General features: G+C 53.3%; 16 protein-coding genes. 3 read left to right on the top strand and 13 right to left on the bottom strand.

Annotation, left to right across the window (positions count from 1 at the left end):
- Positions 1-126: 126 nt before the first annotated feature.
- From EUU23_RS12375 to EUU23_RS12355, 5 genes are all read right to left on the bottom strand, one after another.
- Positions 127-1,146, bottom strand: coding sequence for a zinc-dependent alcohol dehydrogenase family protein (locus EUU23_RS12375; protein WP_160354385.1), 1,020 nt, complete (start codon positions 1,144-1,146; stop codon positions 127-129).
- A gap of 27 nt (positions 1,147-1,173) precedes the next feature.
- On the bottom strand, positions 1,174-3,240 hold the full coding sequence (locus EUU23_RS12370) for a 2Fe-2S iron-sulfur cluster-binding protein (RefSeq protein ID WP_160354384.1): 2,067 nt from the start codon (positions 3,238-3,240) through the stop codon (positions 1,174-1,176).
- Positions 3,241-3,275: 35 nt separating this feature from the next.
- Positions 3,276-3,899 (bottom strand): DJ-1/PfpI family protein, encoded by a 624-nt coding sequence (locus EUU23_RS12365; RefSeq protein WP_160354383.1) that lies wholly within the window; start codon positions 3,897-3,899, stop codon positions 3,276-3,278.
- A gap of 68 nt (positions 3,900-3,967) precedes the next feature.
- Complete coding sequence (locus EUU23_RS12360) at positions 3,968-4,543, bottom strand: carboxymuconolactone decarboxylase family protein (protein WP_160354382.1); 576 nt, start codon at positions 4,541-4,543, stop codon at positions 3,968-3,970.
- Between the two features lie 124 nt (positions 4,544-4,667).
- Positions 4,668-5,288 (bottom strand): glutathione S-transferase family protein, encoded by a 621-nt coding sequence (locus EUU23_RS12355; RefSeq protein ID WP_160354381.1) that lies wholly within the window; start codon positions 5,286-5,288, stop codon positions 4,668-4,670.
- A 192-nt stretch (positions 5,289-5,480) separates the two neighbouring features.
- On the opposite strand from EUU23_RS12355, the gene EUU23_RS12350 reads away from it, so the two are divergent.
- Positions 5,481-6,377, top strand: a complete 897-nt coding sequence (locus EUU23_RS12350) for a LysR family transcriptional regulator (RefSeq protein WP_160354380.1) — start codon at positions 5,481-5,483, stop codon at positions 6,375-6,377.
- Between the two features lie 7 nt (positions 6,378-6,384).
- On the opposite strand, the gene EUU23_RS12345 is transcribed toward EUU23_RS12350, so the two are convergent.
- The 5 genes from EUU23_RS12345 to EUU23_RS12325 form a co-directional block, all read right to left on the bottom strand.
- Positions 6,385-6,858 carry a DoxX family protein gene (locus tag EUU23_RS12345; protein ID WP_343032722.1) on the bottom strand — a complete coding sequence of 158 codons (474 nt, stop codon included), beginning with the start codon at positions 6,856-6,858 and terminating at the stop codon, positions 6,385-6,387.
- Complete coding sequence (locus EUU23_RS12340) at positions 6,855-7,586, bottom strand: HvfC/BufC N-terminal domain-containing protein (protein ID WP_160354379.1); 732 nt, start codon at positions 7,584-7,586, stop codon at positions 6,855-6,857. The genes EUU23_RS12345 and EUU23_RS12340 overlap by 4 nt, the downstream gene beginning before the upstream one ends.
- A complete protein-coding gene (gene bufB, locus EUU23_RS12335; RefSeq protein WP_160354378.1) occupies positions 7,586-8,482 on the bottom strand; it encodes an MNIO family bufferin maturase in 897 nt (298 codons plus the stop codon). The genes EUU23_RS12340 and bufB overlap by 1 nt, the downstream gene beginning before the upstream one ends.
- 3 nt (positions 8,483-8,485) lie before the next feature.
- Positions 8,486-8,782 carry a BufA1 family periplasmic bufferin-type metallophore gene (locus EUU23_RS12330; protein WP_158902774.1) on the bottom strand — a complete coding sequence of 99 codons (297 nt, stop codon included), beginning with the start codon at positions 8,780-8,782 and terminating at the stop codon, positions 8,486-8,488.
- 72 nt (positions 8,783-8,854) lie between these two features.
- Entirely contained in the window at positions 8,855-9,355 is a 501-nt protein-coding gene (locus EUU23_RS12325) for a YHS domain-containing (seleno)protein (protein ID WP_160354377.1), read from the bottom strand.
- 828 nt (positions 9,356-10,183) lie between these two features.
- Here EUU23_RS12325 and EUU23_RS12320 point away from each other — a divergent pair.
- Positions 10,184-11,044 (top strand): hypothetical protein, encoded by an 861-nt coding sequence (locus tag EUU23_RS12320; RefSeq protein WP_160354376.1) that lies wholly within the window; start codon positions 10,184-10,186, stop codon positions 11,042-11,044.
- Positions 11,045-11,444: 400 nt separating this feature from the next.
- Here EUU23_RS12320 and EUU23_RS12315 read toward each other — a convergent pair whose 3' ends face one another.
- The 3 genes from EUU23_RS12315 to EUU23_RS12305 form a co-directional block, all read right to left on the bottom strand.
- A complete protein-coding gene (locus tag EUU23_RS12315) occupies positions 11,445-13,151 on the bottom strand; it encodes a tyrosine-type recombinase/integrase (RefSeq protein WP_160354375.1) in 1,707 nt (568 codons plus the stop codon).
- Positions 13,152-14,015: 864 nt separating this feature from the next.
- Positions 14,016-15,791, bottom strand: a complete 1,776-nt coding sequence (locus EUU23_RS12310) for a right-handed parallel beta-helix repeat-containing protein (protein WP_160354374.1) — start codon at positions 15,789-15,791, stop codon at positions 14,016-14,018.
- Between the two features lie 159 nt (positions 15,792-15,950).
- Entirely contained in the window at positions 15,951-16,913 is a 963-nt protein-coding gene (locus tag EUU23_RS12305; RefSeq protein ID WP_160354373.1) for an MraY family glycosyltransferase, read from the bottom strand.
- Between the two features lie 284 nt (positions 16,914-17,197).
- On the opposite strand from EUU23_RS12305, the gene EUU23_RS12300 reads away from it, so the two are divergent.
- A complete protein-coding gene (locus EUU23_RS12300) occupies positions 17,198-17,443 on the top strand; it encodes a hypothetical protein (protein ID WP_160354372.1) in 246 nt (81 codons plus the stop codon).
- Positions 17,444-17,617 lie beyond the last annotated feature (174 nt).

Genomic DNA, 17,617 nt, shown 5'->3' with positions numbered 1-17,617 from the left:
TTCTCCATTTGAAGCGGCAGTATATTCACTGTCTGAAGCCCTTATGGTGCAAATCGGTAAATGAAAGAACCGTTGAAATATTGAACTCACTATTCCGATATATGCAATTATTGAGTGCCGTAATTTTCACCCAACAGAGATGGTGATTTTCCCAAAATGTCCAGCAGAACGCAGCATTTCGTAAGCCGTGCCTGCGTTGTCGAAAGGAATATCGGCATCGATAACCGGATGGATCCTGCGCTTCCTGAGAAACCGATTCAAATTCGCATAATGTGCGACCGAGCCAACACAGATTCCGTTCACCGCGGCGTTCTTGAACTGGAGCGGTGTCATGTCCGGACGCGAACCAAAACCGGATAGAACACCGATTTGCGCTATTTGCCCTCCAGGTGCGATTGCGGCGATAGACCGGTCATAGGTCGAAGGCCCGCCAAGTTCGAGAATATGGTCAACTCCGCGATCGTCGGTTAGCTCAAGGGCGACCTGATCCCAATCGGGTTGGCTCTTGTAGTTGATTGTCTGCCACGCACCAAGGGCCTTTGCTCTCGCCAGTTTTTCGTCGGAAGAGGAAATGACAATAACCCGTGCCCCGATTGCCGTGGCCAGTTGCAAACCCAGCAGGGCAACGCCGCCGGTGCCTTGAACCAAAAGGGTCTGTTCTGGCTGGATTTTGCCTCGCTCGAACAAGGCATGCCATGCTGTTACACCTGCACAAGGGAGCGCGGCTGCTTCGTGGAATCCCAAATGGTCTGGAATAGCAACGACTGCCGCTTCGTCGGCCGTTATAAATTCACTCAGCACGCCGTCCGTCTGCCCTCCGCCAAGCGCGTTGGATAGGTGGCTTTGTGAGAATGCCCCGTCGGTCCAAGCCGGGAAAAAGCCCGGGCTTACGCGGTCACCGATTTTCCATTTGCGGACCTTTGAGCCAATTTCAACAACCTCCCCAGCCGCATCTGAAAGAGGTACAAGTCCGTCTTTGCTCCCGGCTGGGTCATTGAAGGTGAGCAAATCCCGATAGTTCAGGCTGGCAGCCTTAACCTTTATTCGTAGTTGGCGAGGGTGCAGCGCACCCAATTCCTGACTTTGCTGTTCAAGATTAAACCCCGCTTCGCTGCGCACAAGCGCGTATTGCTGATGTAGTGCCATGTTAAATATCCTTTGAATTCGGGGGTTTCAGATTTCGAGTATTAGTCGTGCCGGCCCATCGCCATTTTCGGCGGCAGGAACGGCGCAACAGATTAACGCCTCATCGCTTTCCGTCTGGAATGCAGGTTGTTCGGCATAGGTCACCGCGCCTGCGAGGATCTTGGTCCGGCAGGTACCGCAACTTCCACCCCGACAGCTGAATTCCGGCGTCAGTCCGCGTGATTCCGCGAGGTCCAGCAAGCTCCCGCTCTCCGGTGCCCAACGTGCTTCCTTGCCAGAGGCCGCAAAGGCCACTGCGACCGGCTTTATTGCCGCTGGGGCCAATTGGACGCCGGGCGTGGTTTCGACCTGGCGTTTCAGTGACGCGGGTGCGAACGCTTCGGCATGGATCCGATGGTCGGTGACGTTCAGTCCGCGCAACCCATTGTAAATCGCTTGCATGAAGGGCGGAGGACCGCACATCAGAAAGTCGTAATCGTCGAAACCAAGCGCTGCACGCAGCAAGTCCATGTCGACCCGGCCGAGGACCTCAAAATCCATTCCCTGCTCTGCGCCTTCTCCATCTTCCAGCAAACGGATGACGCGCACCGCACCGCCAGCGGCTGTTATGAGCGAACCGAGTTCATCGTCAAAGGCACGCTCCGCTTTATTGCGTGCGGCATAGAAAAAGATTGTGGGCCGGATATGGCGCGTGCGTAAACCTTCATAAACAATATGGCGGAGCATCGCCAACATCGGTGTGATGCCGACGCCTGCGGCCATGAGAACCGCGGGACGGCGCTCACCAGCATCGATGGTGAAATTGCCGGCGGGGGGACGCGCATCGATGATGCTTCCGACCGTCACCTGGTCGTGCAGATAGCTGGAAACCAGGCCTTCCTTCTTCACGCTGATCCGATAGGTTCCATCAGAAGGCGCCGAAGAAAGAGTGTAGGTGCGGATGACTGCCGGTGCATCGGGATCGGGTTGGACGCGGATGGGTAAATGTTGACCGGCCAGATTGGCTATCAACCCGGCATCGTCGACGGGTTCCAGATAGAAGGAACGGATCACGCTGCTCTCATCGACGATCTTGCTCACCTTCAGCGGACGCCATGTCGATCCCTGCTCGGCCGCCTTCCGGCGTTGCCCGGCTTGATCCCAGTCGCCGGTCATCAGCGAATTTGGCGACCAATCCAGAAAGTCGAAACGCAAGGGGAATGCAGCTTTCCGTCGGACGATCTTTTGCGGCGTAAAAGTCCACAGCCGCTCCGCACCCTGAAAGGCCGAGATGTCGGGAGACTCCAAAATGACTTCTGCGCTGCCCGTCATATGCAACATATCGCCATTGCTGAAGTCGATAAAGACCAGTCCAGCGCGCGGGTTGCGGAGAAAATTGCCCAATGTGTTGAAATGCAGATTCCCGGCAAAGTCGGGAATTGTGAGCACATCACCGTCGCCGATGCGGACAAAGCCTGGCTTACCTCCGCGGTGGGAAGCATCAACCTGACGGCGGCCATCTTCCAGATCAATATAGGATGCGACGAAAAAAGTGTCGGCTGCTGAAATCGCGGCACGGGCATCATCATCGAAAGCGGTTAGCTGTTCAGTCGCTGGCGTTGCTTGGTCTTCCGGCGAAAGCGCGTGCCAGTTACGGGTCTGGATATATTGCGGGCAATTGCCGAAGCTATGTTCCACTTCGACGGTAAATCCACTTTCCGAAACCGCACCGATATTCCCGTTCATCCGGTTGCGGCGGCGCGAGTGTAGTTCAATCCCCAGCAAGCCGATGGCATCGCCTTCTTTCCGACCCGTGATCGCGGGATCGCTTGGATCATATGGCACATTTATGGTGAGCTGCCGGGGGGCGGGGGATTGCATGAAGCCGGGCGCGCCTGCCAACACTGTCGCCCAGACATCGCCTTGGCTATCAACTGTGCCAGCGACCACAAACGGCAATTGTTCGAAAAAGTCGCGATGCTGTTCGGGCATATGATCGCGAATGACACGGCGGCCAAATTGCTCCATCCGTTCAGCGACACCCAGCTTGCGCTGCAGTTCGACTTCGCCGCTGTGAAAGGGCGAACCGGTCGGGATTTCGTCATTGCTGTCCATGGCATCTCTCGTTTCAAATGAAGGGGCGGGTTCCGTCAAACTTGTGGTTGGTGCAACCAATTCTGGTCGAGTTCGGGCACCCGCATTTTGGCGCGGATGTGGGCGGCGTTTTCTGGCGAAGTAAGGTTGGCGAGCAGGCGCAGCGCCACTTCGATTGCGGTTCCTGGTCCAGTGGAACTTATAATTCCGCCATCGTCAACAACCGCCTGATCGACAAACAGCGCCCCATATTGTTCGAGCTGGCCTTTCCGTTTGCCGCCAATCTGGTGGTAAATGGTGGCCCGGCGTCCGTTGATGATACCGGCAGCACCCAAAGCGATTGATGCGACACATACCGAGGCGATAGGCTGATCTTGCACATCGAAGTGCCTGATAACGTCGAGAAAGGGCTCGGACAGGGCTTCGTCGTAAAATCCTGCACCGGCAAATCCGCCAGGGACCGCAAGTGCATCAAAGTCATTCAGGTCAAGCTCTGAAATCTGGGCGTGCGGCATTACCGAGAAACCGAAGGTCGCACGCAAAACCGGCTTGAAACCGGCGGAGATCAGTTCGACCGGTTCGTAACCGTCCAGGGCGGCCCATCCGAATACGTCGGTGAATCCTGCCGCTTCGAGCGGTTCAAAGCCATCGGCGAGCAACAGCAGAACTTTCTTGGTCATTTGTGCATTCCTTATCCTTCTTGCCTAGCCACCCCACCGATTCCGGCACGATGGCTAGGTCAAGCCAGTCAGGCGACTACGTCCCAAGCACGGGCAGCAAAGCCGGAATCGAGCTCAGTGTGAAAGATGTGATTGGTGTAGTTCGAAATGACTTTAACGCTGATCGCGAGAATAATCCCGAGTATGTGTTCCTCTGTGTATCCTGCCGCTAGGAAGGCTTTCGCCTGATCTAATGAGGGAGTACCTCGACTTTCGGTCATCTGGTGCGCAAATGCGCGCAACGCCTCAAGTTTGGTATCGGGTACTGTATGGCCATTGCGAATTGCGTCGGTCACCTCGGTCGGCACCTTCGACATCATGTCGCCAACGAAGCTGTGCGCCGCAACACAATAGTGACAGCCGTTAAACCGGCTGATCGCGAGAAACACGACTTCTTGCTCGACAGGTGTGAAACCTGCTTCGGCGCGAAATTTGGCATAACCGTGATTGTAAGTGTCGAGAAGTGCTGGCAGATTGACCATGGCAGCGTACATGTTAGGCACCATGCCCATCCCTGCCTGTGCTGCTTTAAGGGGGTCGCTCACCGTCGGATTGGGATCCTCCATGGTGCGGAGTGACAGGCTCGACTTGAAGACTTCGGACATACAGAATTTCTTTCTCTACAAAATGATTCAAACCGCTTTGGGCCGAGGATCATAGCTCAATGATGATCGGCAATAACGGCGTGGCCACCTCACCGAGATTGGTAAGATGGCCGTGCAGTATTTGTCAGGCCGCAGCAGCCAACCCGACCGGGGTTTGCACAAATGGGACAAAATTTGGCAAAGCTTCGATGCTCTTGAGCCAGGCATCAACATTGGCATAGGCCGTCAAGTCGACATTGCCTTCGGGCGCGCGGGCGATGTAGCTGTACAGCGCAACATCGGCGATCGTGGGGTGGTCGCCACCGATGATCCATTTTTTCGTCGCAAGTTCATCGTCGATATTTTTCAGAACGGCGTGTGCGCGACCGATGACTTCTTCGGCATTAAAGCCTGCACCAAATACGGTGATCAAACGGGCGGCGGCAGGGCCGAAGGCGATCTGGCCGGCAGCGACCGATAGCCAGCGCTGTACAGCAGCTGCACCGTCAGGATCGCTTGGCAACCATTCGGTCAAGCCACGCTTTTTAGCGATATAGATCAGGATCGATGCGGAGTCGGCGATGATTGTGCCGTTGTCGTCGAGCACAGGAACCTGGCCAAAGCGATTGAGCGCTAGAAATTCAGGAGCCTTATGTGCGCCTTTTGCAAGGTCGACTTCGACCAGTTCGAACAGGGTTTGTGTCAGCGAAAGAAACAGCCGTGCACGGTGGGCATGGCCAGACAAAGGATGATAATAAAGTTTCATGTGATAAGCTCCATAATGCATCTGCCACAGTGGATTAGGGGGACTGGGCCTCTTGCACTGCCTTTATGGGCCTGCACATTCGCGAACAGAACGGAGATAAAAGTCAAAGGACTATTCCATTTTTCGGAATATTCTTGCTCCTGTAACGAAGCAGCCCCATAATTCCGGCGCGACAGTCAAAGGAATCAGAAAATGGCAAAGCTTGAGGCGATGCACACATTCGTCAAGGTGGCCGAGACCAGCAGCTTTGCTGAAGCCGCGCGGCAATTGCATATGAGCCCGCCTGCGGTGACACGCGCGGTATCCGCGCTTGAGGAACAGATCGGCACGAGATTGTTTACCCGCACCACACGGGTGGTGCGTTTGACCGAAGCCGGGAACCGCTATTTTGAAGATTGCCGCAAGATATTGGCCGATGTGGAAGAAGCCGAGGCTGCGGCGTCGGGGTCCTATGCGCGTCCGACCGGTGTGCTGCATGTGACGGCATCGGTGCTGTTCGGACAGCAGTTTCTTCTGCCCATTTTGACCGAATTTCTTGGTGAGAATCCGGACGTCACGGTCCGCTCCCTATTCGTTGATCGGGTCGTGAACCTGGTTGATGAAGGCATCGACGTGGCCATCCGCATCGGCCATTTGCCCGATTCCAGCCAGAGCGCGGTGCGGGTCGGTAAGGTGCGGCAAGTCGTCTGCGGCGCACCTGCCTATTTTGCGGACCATGGCATTCCCCAGCAACCAGCAGATCTCGCCCGGCATCGCATGATCGCAGGAACCAGCTCCTTCTCCTCGCTCGACTGGTTCTTTGGGCAGGACCAGAGACATAAGGTGCACATCACCCCAAGACTGTTCTGCAACACTTATGACGGTGTGATCCGCGCCACGCTCGAAGGTTGGGGCCTATCGCGGGTGCTGTCCTACCAGATAGGCGAGCATCTTGTGGAGGGTCGCTTGCAGACCGTGCTCTCCGACTTTGAACAGGACCCGCTGCCAATCCATATTGTGCACCCTGAGGGACGGCGTGCATCGGCCAAGGTGCGCGCGTTCATAGATCTCGCCGTGGAACGCCTGCGCGCCAACCGGTTGATTAACTAAGAAGGCGTCAGGGTTGGTTTGAAGACTCCAATTTTGTTTGCCGGTCGAGGAGCGCATCCAGAGACAGCTTGCCCGGACCATAGGCCATGATGCCCAAGGCAAGGGCGAACCAGCCGAAATGGGTTGAAAGAAACGCGTCGGGATAGACAAATATCTGGATGGTGAGTGTCATAACAAACAATCCAAAAGCCGATAGCCGTGTAGCCAAACCCAAGACCAGCATGACGGGCAGCAGATGTTCGGCGTAGGTAGCGAGATAGGCCGCAATTTCGGGGTCGACGAGCGGCAAGCGATATTCTTCTTCAAAAAGGAAGAAGGTGTTTTCGGACACGGTCAGCAGCCCTTCGACTTTGGTCCGTGCAGAGCTCCAGAAGATTCCGGCAAGCCCACCACGCATGGCAAGCTGCACAAAGGCCTGGGGGATTTGGGACATGATTTTTGCAGGTGCAGAAAGTGCACCGGATAGGGTCGAGTTCGTCACTTCATTTCTCCTTCAATAGTCGTGTGTGTGGGGATAATTATTTCGGCAATGGCCAGGTTGATAAAACGGGCAATCAAGCTTTCGGCGGACGGATCGTCCGGATATTCCGAAATCAAGGCAGCAAAAGTTTGCGATTGGGCGAAGTGCCGCAACAACAGTGTGTCATCGGCATGCGCCAACATCTCTGTCACCAGATCGTCCTGTCGCCAGATAATCGCCATTTCCGTTGCGTCGGGTATCGGCGGCGCTGCATCGGGTTCCAGTTGGGCGCGCCAGATCGACAGTGCGGGATTTTCGGAAACGACAACGGTCACCGATGGATGAAGCATTGCCGGAATATCCAATGCCGCAATGGCCGAAACTTCGCTGTCGATCCGGAAGTTATCCGTATCAGCGGCATGGTAGGCCTGAACGCGGGCAAACTCGATCCGCGCTACGTCGGCCAGATAGGGATAATCGCTTAGTGGGCTGAACGTGCTCAAGAAGGCGGCAAAATCATACCCATATTCGATCATGATCGGCGAGCGGGGAGGATGGCGCTCGACGTAAAGGAGAGTGAGTGCGGAAAAATAGTCTTCCCCAACCAGTTTCTCGACGGCGGGAAAGGTTGTGCACAATGCATTGCGCAGCGTAATCCGAAGATTGTTTCGATAGACATTGAAGCGCCCATGCTCGTCCACCGCAGGTAATTCCGGATCGAGCAACGCGTGAGCAAATGACGCCTGCATCACAACACCGCCGCGTACGCCGCACGCTCTATAATCTGCCGGACCTGACCGGTTTCCCGCAAAAGCTCTGACAAGGGGGGTATGTCATTATCCCGTTCGACGAGGACGGGACATATGCCGCCGCGGGTAATGACATGTTCGAGAAGTTCGAAAACCGGTTCGCCGACGGGATCACCATGGCTGTCGATCAGCAATGTCTGCCCTTCGGCGTCCTGAATGGCCTCATGCCCTGCCACATGAATTTCGCCGACCAGGTCCAGCGCAATGTGCGAGAGCCAGTCCTGCGCAGACCAATGATGATTATGGCATGAAACAAAAAGATTGTTCACATCCAGTAGCAGTCCGCAACCTGTGCTTTGGGCGATTTGCTGCAGGAATTCGGCCTCGTGCCAACTGCTTGCCGAAAACGCGACATAAGTTGACGGATTTTCGATGAGCATTCGGACACCCAGATAATCATGCGCTTCGTTGATGTTATCAATGACGCGATTGAGCGTGGGTGTGTCGTAAACGACGGGCAAAAGATCGTTGAAATAAACGCCGTCATGGGACGACCATGCCAAATGCTCCGAAAAGCTGGCGGGACTACTGCGGTCGATTAACCTGCGAAGTCGTTGTAGGTGCTCGCGATCAAGCCGCTCTTGGCCGCCGATCGAGAGCCCGACGCCATGGATGGATAGCGGCCATGCCTCGGCAATCCTGTCCAACAGGATCAGGTTTGGTCCGCCGGCGCTCATAAAATTTTCGGCATGGATCTCGACGAAATCCACAAGCGATGGATCGGCCAAAAGCGCTTCGCAATGCGCGCGCTTAAGGCCGACCCCCACACCCGGGGGCAAACCGCCGGGCCCCGTTGGGGGGATGGGCGCAGACAAGGTAGGATGCACCCCGGACATGGATTAGCGCCGCACTTCTTTGAATTCACTTAGCTGGCCGCGACCAGTAGGCGAGGTCTTGGAAGGCATGGTTAGGCATGTGCCCTTCGGCACCAATGTCCAGGCATTGCCCTGATAGTCGCGCTTCGATGTGCCTGCACAGGAGGTGCCTGGGCCAGCAGCACAATCATTGTGACCAGCGAGCGAGATGCCAAAGCATTTTTCCTGCGGCGGACGTTTTGCAGCTGCCGGACTGGGTGAAAGGCTGACGAGGGCAGTGGCTACAGCGCCCGCGATAAATGCGGAACGGGAGAGGTTCATTTTGAAAATTCCTTCTTCTGGGGTGGACGATCCCGACCGGCGGCGAACAAGCATCCGCCGCCGTTGGAGGGATCAGTTCAGCGATTCAGGGGTCTTGCCCTTGATCGCAGGCCAATATTCCTTGGCCTTCTCGAGATTGCCGGGAATGTCGCGCTGCCAGGCAACCGCGACGTCTGCATTGACGTTCAGGTAGAGTTTGCCATCAACGATTTTCCAGACAGCAGGGTCACCGTCGAGCTTCTTTTCAAGCGCGACGCCCATGGCGCAGAAGCCACCAAATTGGGGCGCGAAGGCGGCGGGATTGGCCTTGAACTTCTTCAAGTTTTCAGCGCTGGCGAAAAAGTAGCTCGCGCCCTTATATTTGAAGGTCAGCGTCGGGTTGCCTTTGGTAGGTGCGCCAACCGTGAAATAGGCGACTGGGTCGTAGCCGTGCATCGCGATGCCCTGTTCATCGGTGTTTACGGCCGACGTGGAAGTAGGGACCACTGCAAATGCAGGGCTGGACGGGATAGAAGTCGATGCGACGAGCAGGCCAAGAGCGACAAGCACAGCGCGAGTGGTACGATTAGTCATGATAGTGTCTCCAACTTTGGCCGTCGCCGGGTGGGACGGTCATGATGTTTCCCCGGTCTTTCCGGGTGAGCCACTATCTAGGGCGAAACGTCAGGCGCATGAATATGCGTAATTGGCAATGGATTGATGCGTTATGCGGAATAATATTGGCTCAATCAATCGGCACCAGCAGACGCTTACCCCCTAAAGGATCAACGGGACTTTGCCCAAATCTGCCTGGCATTTCCGCGAATGAATGTCGGATTGTTACCGCTACAAATTACAACCCTTTAGCCGGTGCCAAGAATCGTCAGCATTGTAACCGTGACGTCCATCACTCCGGCTTTTTGTATGCGGATATAGGCCGCGAGTAATTGACACTCAGCGCACCTCTTGCTGGCCAAGCAATCGCGAAACACTCGTTCTGAACGAATGTCTGCTTACGGCCATCCCGCCTTTAAAAGCGGACTGTCCAGATCGTCCAACTGAGCGGTCGCCGATCGAGTTCGGTGAACGTCCGCTAACCACAACAAAGCAGTCATTCGGACGACTATTTTCCGTAATCGTTAGCTGCCGTTTGTTCATCTGCTTATGAAAGGCAGCTATCCGAAAACTTCAACCGAAGCGGACCTTCGCGATACTACGACGTTGCAGACATCATGGCGACGTCCCCGTTTTCACCAACAAAAGCCATGATTACCTGTGGACAGCCCATTCTTTCGAGTTAAGCAGCGGTCCGACGGCTTTCGATTGGAAACATGGTCCTTTTGAGATTGAGTAGGCCGAACGAAAGTGACACGCAAAGTTGGTTTGAGATAGCCAAAAAAATCAGAAGAGTTGGGGGCGAGTATGGGTGATTCAAATAAGATTGGCCGGTATTGCTCGCCGCTCAAAATGATGCCGATATCTGCTGCAGAATATCTTGCTCGAACTGGCCAAAAACGTGGCGTCCGGGAGCATAACCAGCGGATGCGTGCAGTGACTCAAGCCCAGCATGCTTATATTGAACATATCATACATGCTGCGGCTGATAGGGTCGCTGGACGGATCGCACTTGGTCTGCCTGTAGACCCGCTTACAGTATGGAATGATTTTGACGCTCCAACTGGAATAACTTTTCAGACAGCACAAAGAGAACTTCCCAAATGGAGGGAGCTATCTGAGTATATGAAACTTCAAATAGGAGCTGTGTGTACATTAGGTGCTGAAGGGCACTCCTTCACAGCAAGGCTCAATCCAAAGCTCGAAAGCTCATGGGAAGCACACGGGTATGACTTCTATGAGTTAATCAAACGGAACATCGCTAAGCAGTTCCGGGAATCTGGCATAAATGACGTGGGAATAGCTTACGTTGTTGAAGGCAAAACTAAGAAGGGAACACGCAGTGCAATTCACCTTCATGGGTTTTTCTTTCTTGACCACGCTCCCCAGACTCTTAGTTCAGTCCAATCCGCTATTGAGGCTGCACTACAAGTGGGTCTTTGCCGTGTGGGACCCCGCCGGGGTCGAGATGTAAAGATTGGACCAATGTATGACACCGGTTTAGTTTATAGGAAGTCGCCAGGACGATGGGCTGCCTATAGCGTTAAGAATGCCGCTAAACCCGATAACCGATTACCAAATCGAAGAATCTATATGAACCGACGAGTGGTTCAAACGGCAAAGGCCATGTGGGGGCTGATCACTGAGGCTCCTTTCGGTCAAGAGTAAGTGCGTGAAGTCTCGAGAGAGCGGTGATGGCCATGCAAGATGTCCAAAATCCTAAGGGGTCAGAGAGCGAGCAACTCCGCGTATGACAATAAGACGATGCCAGACAACCGAGTAGCAATGTCGTTGGGACTAAACCGAGAAGCTCAACGGTTATGGCGACTGGTATCCGAGGGGGAGGCGGTGATATCACAGTGGAAAATTTCAAACATAGGTCAGTTCCAAACGTAACGCCTTATTGTCATTATATGGCTCCAAATCCCAAGCCCTACACCGGCAAATGAAGATATACCACAATATCAGTAACTTGTACGATTTGAAAAAATCTGCCATGGTTGCATGTGACAACCAGCGGTTCATTTGCGAATATCACCAACACTTGCGTAGAATCGACACTTTCATGTTAGGCATTTCTCGTGGAAAGCACCAATCCTTCATAAGACGCATTGCGAAATTCGCGGTGCAGGTCCTCAGGCGTAACCGAAATCAAGTAGGCTTTATCGAGGGCCGTCTCTGTATGGCCAATGATGGCATTTGCCATCTTCTCGGTACCCGATCGGATTAATAGGGACTTAAATGACCCCCGAAAGCTATGGAACGTCACCGCACTTCGTTGCGCTTGAGCGTTCTGGGGGGGCACCACTTGCGGAATAACGGTTCGATTGAACGAGCGGATCCATTTGCTATTCGACCAACGGGTTTGTTCTTCCTCTGTAGTTCCACCCCGTTCAGCAGGACACTTCCAATCTGGAAAAAGCCTATCACTGCCTGAGGCTTTGATCCGATCCAGATAAGTAAGAAAACCAAGCTCAATAAGTGCGTCAAGCATTGGCACAATGCGTGACTTGCCAGATTTTGTTCGTCGGAATTCGTTAGGCTGGATGAGAAAATGTGGAGCCGCACCTAAAATAATCTCGTTCAGCTTGAGCCCTCCCAGTTCGGCAGCGCGCGCTCCAGTATATAGTGCCAGCACTGGTGCCCAATAACGCATATCATTTAGTAGCTCGGAACCAGGTGCGTGCGACTGGCTTGCGGACTTGCACCCTGTGAACCAGAAATACGAAAATACCTTGTTAAGCTCCGCAGCAGTGAACGGCTTTTTGGGCGGCGTTGCAACGGGGTCAGAAGGTGCCACGAAATGTTTAATGTTATGACCTGCGGCGGGATTATGCACCAACCACCTGCGTTGAACAGCATACAGCAGCGGAGACGATATCTGAGTCACGTAGCTTTGGACAGTCGCCCGCGTGACACGTTTACCCGTCTTGCCGACCTCCTGCATAGCTAATGCATCGATGAACCTGTGTATGTCCTCCGCAATTATCAGATCAACAGGCTTGTCGCCAATGAGTTGAATAAATAGGCGTTGCGCGCGATCCGCTTTTTGCAACGTTTTTTTTGAAAAGTTGGAGACTCGTCGCTGCTCCGAAACTACTTCCGAGAACTTATACTGTGGTGCACTTGAGGCGGCCTTGCGGCCGAAGCTACTTATGAGAGTAGAACTGACCGCATCAGGTAACGACTTTCCGCCTATAAGATCGTTGGCGTCTCGCCTGCCCTGAGTTCGTCCGTCTCTGACCGCCAATATAAGCTCTCCAAAATCGTCGGAGCCTTCGTCTACATTGAAGCCCCATTCCCGATTATATTGGCGCGCGTACTCAATCTCATGCTCGCTTGGGCCGGCTCCCGGGTCGACAGGGCGATATTCTTCGATCTCGTTCTCGATTTTGATGTGGAGCGCGGCCGCTGCTACCGCATTAACACCAGCCGATTTGATGCTATTCCTCCAGCTCTTCACGATGCTATCGCGTATTTCTTGCGCAACTGCTCCTAAATCCGTTGCCGTGGGCGCTTGAGCAACCCGGATCTGAACTAATGGCTGATGTCGCGTTGCAAGACTCACCATCTCCTCAAATAAGCGTTGCGTCTCAGCCCCCTGTTCGAGCGCACACGCATAATCACCAGTCTTGAGCGAAACTCTGTAGAAGCGTTTACCACCGAAATACCGTTGCCACGCTTCCGCTTGATCAATAACGGCTTGCGGAACTCGGCGCCTGTATTGAAACATGTTTCCGCGGGGCACGATATATGTAGCCGATTTTTTTGCCATGAAACTCCAATTTGTATCACACGTTTGTTACACAGTTCGTGAGGATGGTTAGATACAATTCAGTAAGTTACTACAAGAAAATAATAAAATTCTTAATGGTGACGCTTCCCGTAGGGGTCACCAGTTTTGCGCGGTTTAGGCGCCCCAAAAACATCCCCAATACTTCCCTAACGAGCGACCAGCCCGTTCTTTTGTTATAACTGGGAATATGCGGCGCATCACGGCTACCAAATGAAGTGCGATGAGCGTCGGTAGAGACAATTCACATTTAGAAGTTGCGGCACAACGTCACTTAAGGCGCTCTGCAGCGAAATTCCCAGCTAGCGGGGAATTTACCGGCATTATGTATCAGTTACAGGAACTCGCTGACTGCCTATAGCACGGACATTTGCTAATGGGAATCCATGGCAGAAACACACGTATTAAGCGCCCTTCGCAGCAAGTATGCCGAATTGATGGGGCAGCTTCGGTTGCTGGATCGGGACGTGGAATAATTGCGCGTCGATCTAGCCCAAGTTGAGTGTGCAATGCGCCTAGTTCTTCCATCTTCATGTTAGCTCTCCCATCTTCATGTGGATTCTGTTCAGGTCGGTGATTTCAAGCTCCCGACCGGCAGAGGGTTGGATATACGTCGCTCGGCTTCATCGGATTAGCCGAAATCAGCCATCCTATGGAATATGCCAGCACGGGAAAACCCGATCACCAGTTGCGGGGCGAAGAATTTCTCAAACAATTCAATGGTAGCGCACGATCCGTCGCTCCTGTGAAGAAAATATAGCTGGAATGATCTACTTCGCGGGTCATTTTCCCCTTCAGAATTCTTATGGCGGCTCGCCGGCCTTGGCGTAATGAAGCAGGCGAGGGTTATTTAGGACCGAAACCATTCGCGACATTTTCTATACGCAATCCTTTAATCGTGCCTTTCGCGCCAGAGGTGAGGGCTGCAAAGCCAGTCCCCATATCGCGCACCAACACGTTGTCGATATGGAGGTTAGGCAAATTGCGTGCCAATATACCATACTTCATTGACTTCCTTCCGCTATCGTAAATGACTACGTTTGTAATAGTTAGTCCGCCCGTTCCGGTGGCCGCAGGGCTATCGGCGGCTATGCCAATACTCGACGCACCGATGGTCATATTCTCAATGCGGTAATTTGAGAGCGTGAACTGGTCAGCGGTGTGAAGCTCGAATGCGGTCGAGCCTGTCGAAACCCAATACCCGCCGCTGAAAGTCACATTTTTGAAGTTTCGGACAACTGTGTTTGCAATCTGCAAAGCTCTACCGGTTGCCTTAATGTCACAATCGACGAAACTGACGCCATCGGGCGAACCTGAACCCGTGGCGGGATGTAGTAGAATGGAGGCAAGAGAGGCGGAGCGAGTTTTCAGTCCTGTTACCAATAAGTTGAATTTCGTGCTTCTGGTATCAGCGACGAAAGACAAGTCATAGACATTGCGGTTCAAGGTGCCCCCATTGATCTTTATGTCGCGCGAGCCGTTCCCGACGATTGCACCCTTTGGCAACGTCCCGGTCACGGTATCGGATTGGCCTGTTATCCTTGGATTGTTGATGACAACATTGGTGACGCCGCGAATATATATGCCCGCAGACCTTGGGGAAGTCAGGACGGCATCATTGATGGTTATGTCTGACAACTCGCCAACATCGCCATAAGCATTGATGGCGTAAGACCCCTTATCGTTTGCCGTGCCGCTTTGGCCTGCGCTCAATATAATAGGTGAGTTAATCCGAACATTCTTGACCTTGTGGAATATCGTTATTCCGGTCTTGATGTAACGGGCTTCTGCATAAAGACGGTCTATCTCAACATCGGTGATCGATGCTGTGACGCCATATACCATTACCAGAGCCGAACTTATCCCGATGCTTGCGGTGCCGAGATTGTTGCCGGGGCGGCTGATGCCGGAAAGATTGCGGATTATCACACCGCGCAACTCCGACGATGCATGGCTGTTCAAAATCGAAACCCAACGCTCCGCCTTGAAGTTTTGCAGACGCACATTTTCGATCTGGATGTTTTCTGCGCCAGTGCCGCTTGCGGTATGGACGTAATTGAAAAATGCACCGCTGGTAGCGTCAGCAACCGCCTGACCGTTGCCAATCACACGCAGGTTGCGGATCGTCACGTTTGATGTGTTTTCTGATCGGAAAACCGACCCGATTACGCCTTTCCCGGCTATGGTAAGGGTTGAGCCTTCGCCTTCGACAATGATATTTGCTGGCAATGAAACGGGCGTTGCCAGTTCAAAGCTGTCCAGACTGTAGCTTCCGCGCGGAATCAGCAGAGTCCCGCCGCCCCTGCTGCGGATGGTGGCCGCTGCCGCATTCAAGCGCGCAACCGTTGTGCCGTTAAATTCGTTGAGAGACACGGCCTGTTCGGAGGCCTTTGCCTTATTCGAGCGCAGGCCCGCATTGTTACCTTCTTGGATAGAACCGGCCAGAGATGCACTCACTGGGCTAACAAGGCCTCCCTGAAAGGCAGTAACAATGTTGCATAGGGCAAAAGCCAGCGCAATTTTTTGATAGCTTACTCCGGCTATCCGAGCCGCATAGTTTAACGGGCCGATCAAATTGAGTGTGAGCATCAACAGACAAATGTTGACTAGCGGCGAGTCCATATTCGCTCCCTCGAAAACGCTCCAAAATGGAATCCAAGACTTTGCGGTACCAAGTTATCAATATCAGTTCGAAAGTGTATACTCTGTCACATGAACAGACGGCCATTGCTGTCGCGACCTAAGTAATGATGGACCTAATGCTGACGGCTTATTTACTTTTTAACTGATCATCCCTCTAGAAACCATCAATGTTGCCGCAGGAACAAACGAAACAAGCCAGTATACCAATAGTCCAGTGGGCCACCCGAACCTATCCTGAAGATGGTGGTGGAAATGGTCACGGTCTGCAGACATTGGCGACCGTCCCTGCCGAAGCCTGGTAAATGTCAGTCTAAAAGAGTCGCAGACCGGCACAATAAACAAAAGAACCAGTTCATCAGCTGAAATCGCACGAAGCGTGTCTGAACCCGGGCTATTATAGACCATTATCGACAGTAAGCCGAGTGCAGTCGCAATCGCATATGCGCCTCCATCGCCCAGAAAAAGGCGGCCGCGCATATTGAAGACAAATAAGATCGCTAAGCAACAGGCTAGGATTCCTATCAGCGGTAACAAAGCATCGCCTGCCCTAAGCGACAATATGCCCAGCCACCCGAGTGCAAGCCCGAGCACCAGCCCGTTTTTACCATCGGCCATGTTGACGGCGTTGATCAGGCCTACGCAACATATGACGGTGAAAATAATAGCGAGCCACCAGGTCCCGAGACCAAGCGAAAATTTAGGCGTCACGAAATCCAGCACCCTAACGTTAAAGGTTGGGTCGACTGCCGCCGCGGTCGCAAAAACCAGAAACGAGATGAGCAAACGCAACCGGGGCGAAAGGGTGTGGCGATCGTCTGCAAGGCCCACAAATGCCATGATCGTCACACACGCTATCCAGATGAGCAAAGAACCAAACCAACGATCGGATACACCCGAGAAAACATAAACAAGCGCAACGGGAGTAAGAACGGCTATCATGACGACGCCGCCCATGAGTGGTGTAGGTGTTTTATGCTGCTTGCGACCGACAGGAACGTCCACAAGATTTAGGTAAGCGCAAAGTCGCACCGCATTAAAGCACAGGAAAAAAGTCATCGATGCGCAAGCAACCAGCAACGCAAAGTAATTGACGTCAATCATTAGGTGTTTGTCTATCTATTCCCGATGCGCCAAGTGCAAAATTTGGAGCCGCATATTAGGTTATCGCTCGCAGGTCTACATTTTATTCATGGCTGCTTCAATTCGCGATTTACGAAGTCTCTTCGACTTCTGGTGAGTTTAAGCCACGAAAATCGGCATGGTAAATTTTACGTTGGCTAATTGGCATCAGGGAAAATTAACCCGCCTAAGCCATTCTTCTCTAACTGCGGATGGTCTGATTTTATTGTCCATTCAGCAGAAGTTTGAAAGATATCGGAGGAAATATGACGCCGGATTCAGCGCTCGTCGTTTTTACATCTTTGGGGTTCGCATCGATATTTCTAGCGTTGGTGATCGGCATTACGGGACATGAGCCCGCCGATCTCGTCACTGGCATTGCGAACATGACTCCATCGGCGCGACGTCAGGCGCAGTTCGAACAGCTCGACTATATGACGCGTGTTGCCGACGAAGCTATCGAGGCGCGGCGTCTGGGCAAGCGCGCGCCCTTTAGTCAGGACAGCTTCTAAAACCCCTATTCGCGCGGACAATCCCTGGTTGCGCGCGTCTCGCGGCCGTGCCATGCCCCCGGCACGGCCGCTTTTTCACAAAACAATCCTTCTCCCTGTAAATAGCCTTGCCCGTATCTTGTTGGAAATCCCGCTTGCGCCCTACTGACATAGGTGGCAATAAGTTTTAATCAC

Source organism: Sphingorhabdus profundilacus (genome assembly GCF_009769755.1).
Classification (GTDB): Bacteria; Pseudomonadota; Alphaproteobacteria; order Sphingomonadales; family Sphingomonadaceae; genus Sphingorhabdus_B; species Sphingorhabdus_B profundilacus.
Note: the sequence above shows the minus strand (reverse complement) of the source record. Positions and strands in the feature narration are given on the sequence as shown.

Bases quoted from the DNA above. Each gene is read 5' to 3' on its own strand.
- EUU23_RS12375 (WP_160354385.1), bottom strand. From the start codon at position 1,146: ATGGCACTACATCAGCAATACGCGCTTGTGCGCAGCGAAGCGGGGTTT.
- EUU23_RS12370 (WP_160354384.1), bottom strand. From the start codon at position 3,240: ATGGACAGCAATGACGAAATCCCGACCGGTTCGCCCTTTCACAGCGGC.
- EUU23_RS12365 (WP_160354383.1), bottom strand. From the start codon at position 3,899: ATGACCAAGAAAGTTCTGCTGTTGCTCGCCGATGGCTTTGAACCGCTC.
- EUU23_RS12360 (WP_160354382.1), bottom strand. From the start codon at position 4,543: ATGTCCGAAGTCTTCAAGTCGAGCCTGTCACTCCGCACCATGGAGGAT.
- EUU23_RS12355 (WP_160354381.1), bottom strand. From the start codon at position 5,288: ATGAAACTTTATTATCATCCTTTGTCTGGCCATGCCCACCGTGCACGG.
- EUU23_RS12350 (WP_160354380.1), top strand. From the start codon at position 5,481: ATGGCAAAGCTTGAGGCGATGCACACATTCGTCAAGGTGGCCGAGACC.
- EUU23_RS12340 (WP_160354379.1), bottom strand. From the start codon at position 7,586: ATGCAGGCGTCATTTGCTCACGCGTTGCTCGATCCGGAATTACCTGCG.
- bufB (WP_160354378.1), bottom strand. From the start codon at position 8,482: ATGTCCGGGGTGCATCCTACCTTGTCTGCGCCCATCCCCCCAACGGGG.
- EUU23_RS12330 (WP_158902774.1), bottom strand. From the start codon at position 8,782: ATGAACCTCTCCCGTTCCGCATTTATCGCGGGCGCTGTAGCCACTGCC.
- EUU23_RS12325 (WP_160354377.1), bottom strand. From the start codon at position 9,355: ATGACTAATCGTACCACTCGCGCTGTGCTTGTCGCTCTTGGCCTGCTC.
- EUU23_RS12320 (WP_160354376.1), top strand. From the start codon at position 10,184: ATGGGTGATTCAAATAAGATTGGCCGGTATTGCTCGCCGCTCAAAATG.
- EUU23_RS12315 (WP_160354375.1), bottom strand. From the start codon at position 13,151: ATGGCAAAAAAATCGGCTACATATATCGTGCCCCGCGGAAACATGTTT.
- EUU23_RS12310 (WP_160354374.1), bottom strand. From the start codon at position 15,791: ATGGACTCGCCGCTAGTCAACATTTGTCTGTTGATGCTCACACTCAAT.
- EUU23_RS12305 (WP_160354373.1), bottom strand. From the start codon at position 16,913: ATGATTGACGTCAATTACTTTGCGTTGCTGGTTGCTTGCGCATCGATG.
- EUU23_RS12300 (WP_160354372.1), top strand. From the start codon at position 17,198: ATGACGCCGGATTCAGCGCTCGTCGTTTTTACATCTTTGGGGTTCGCA.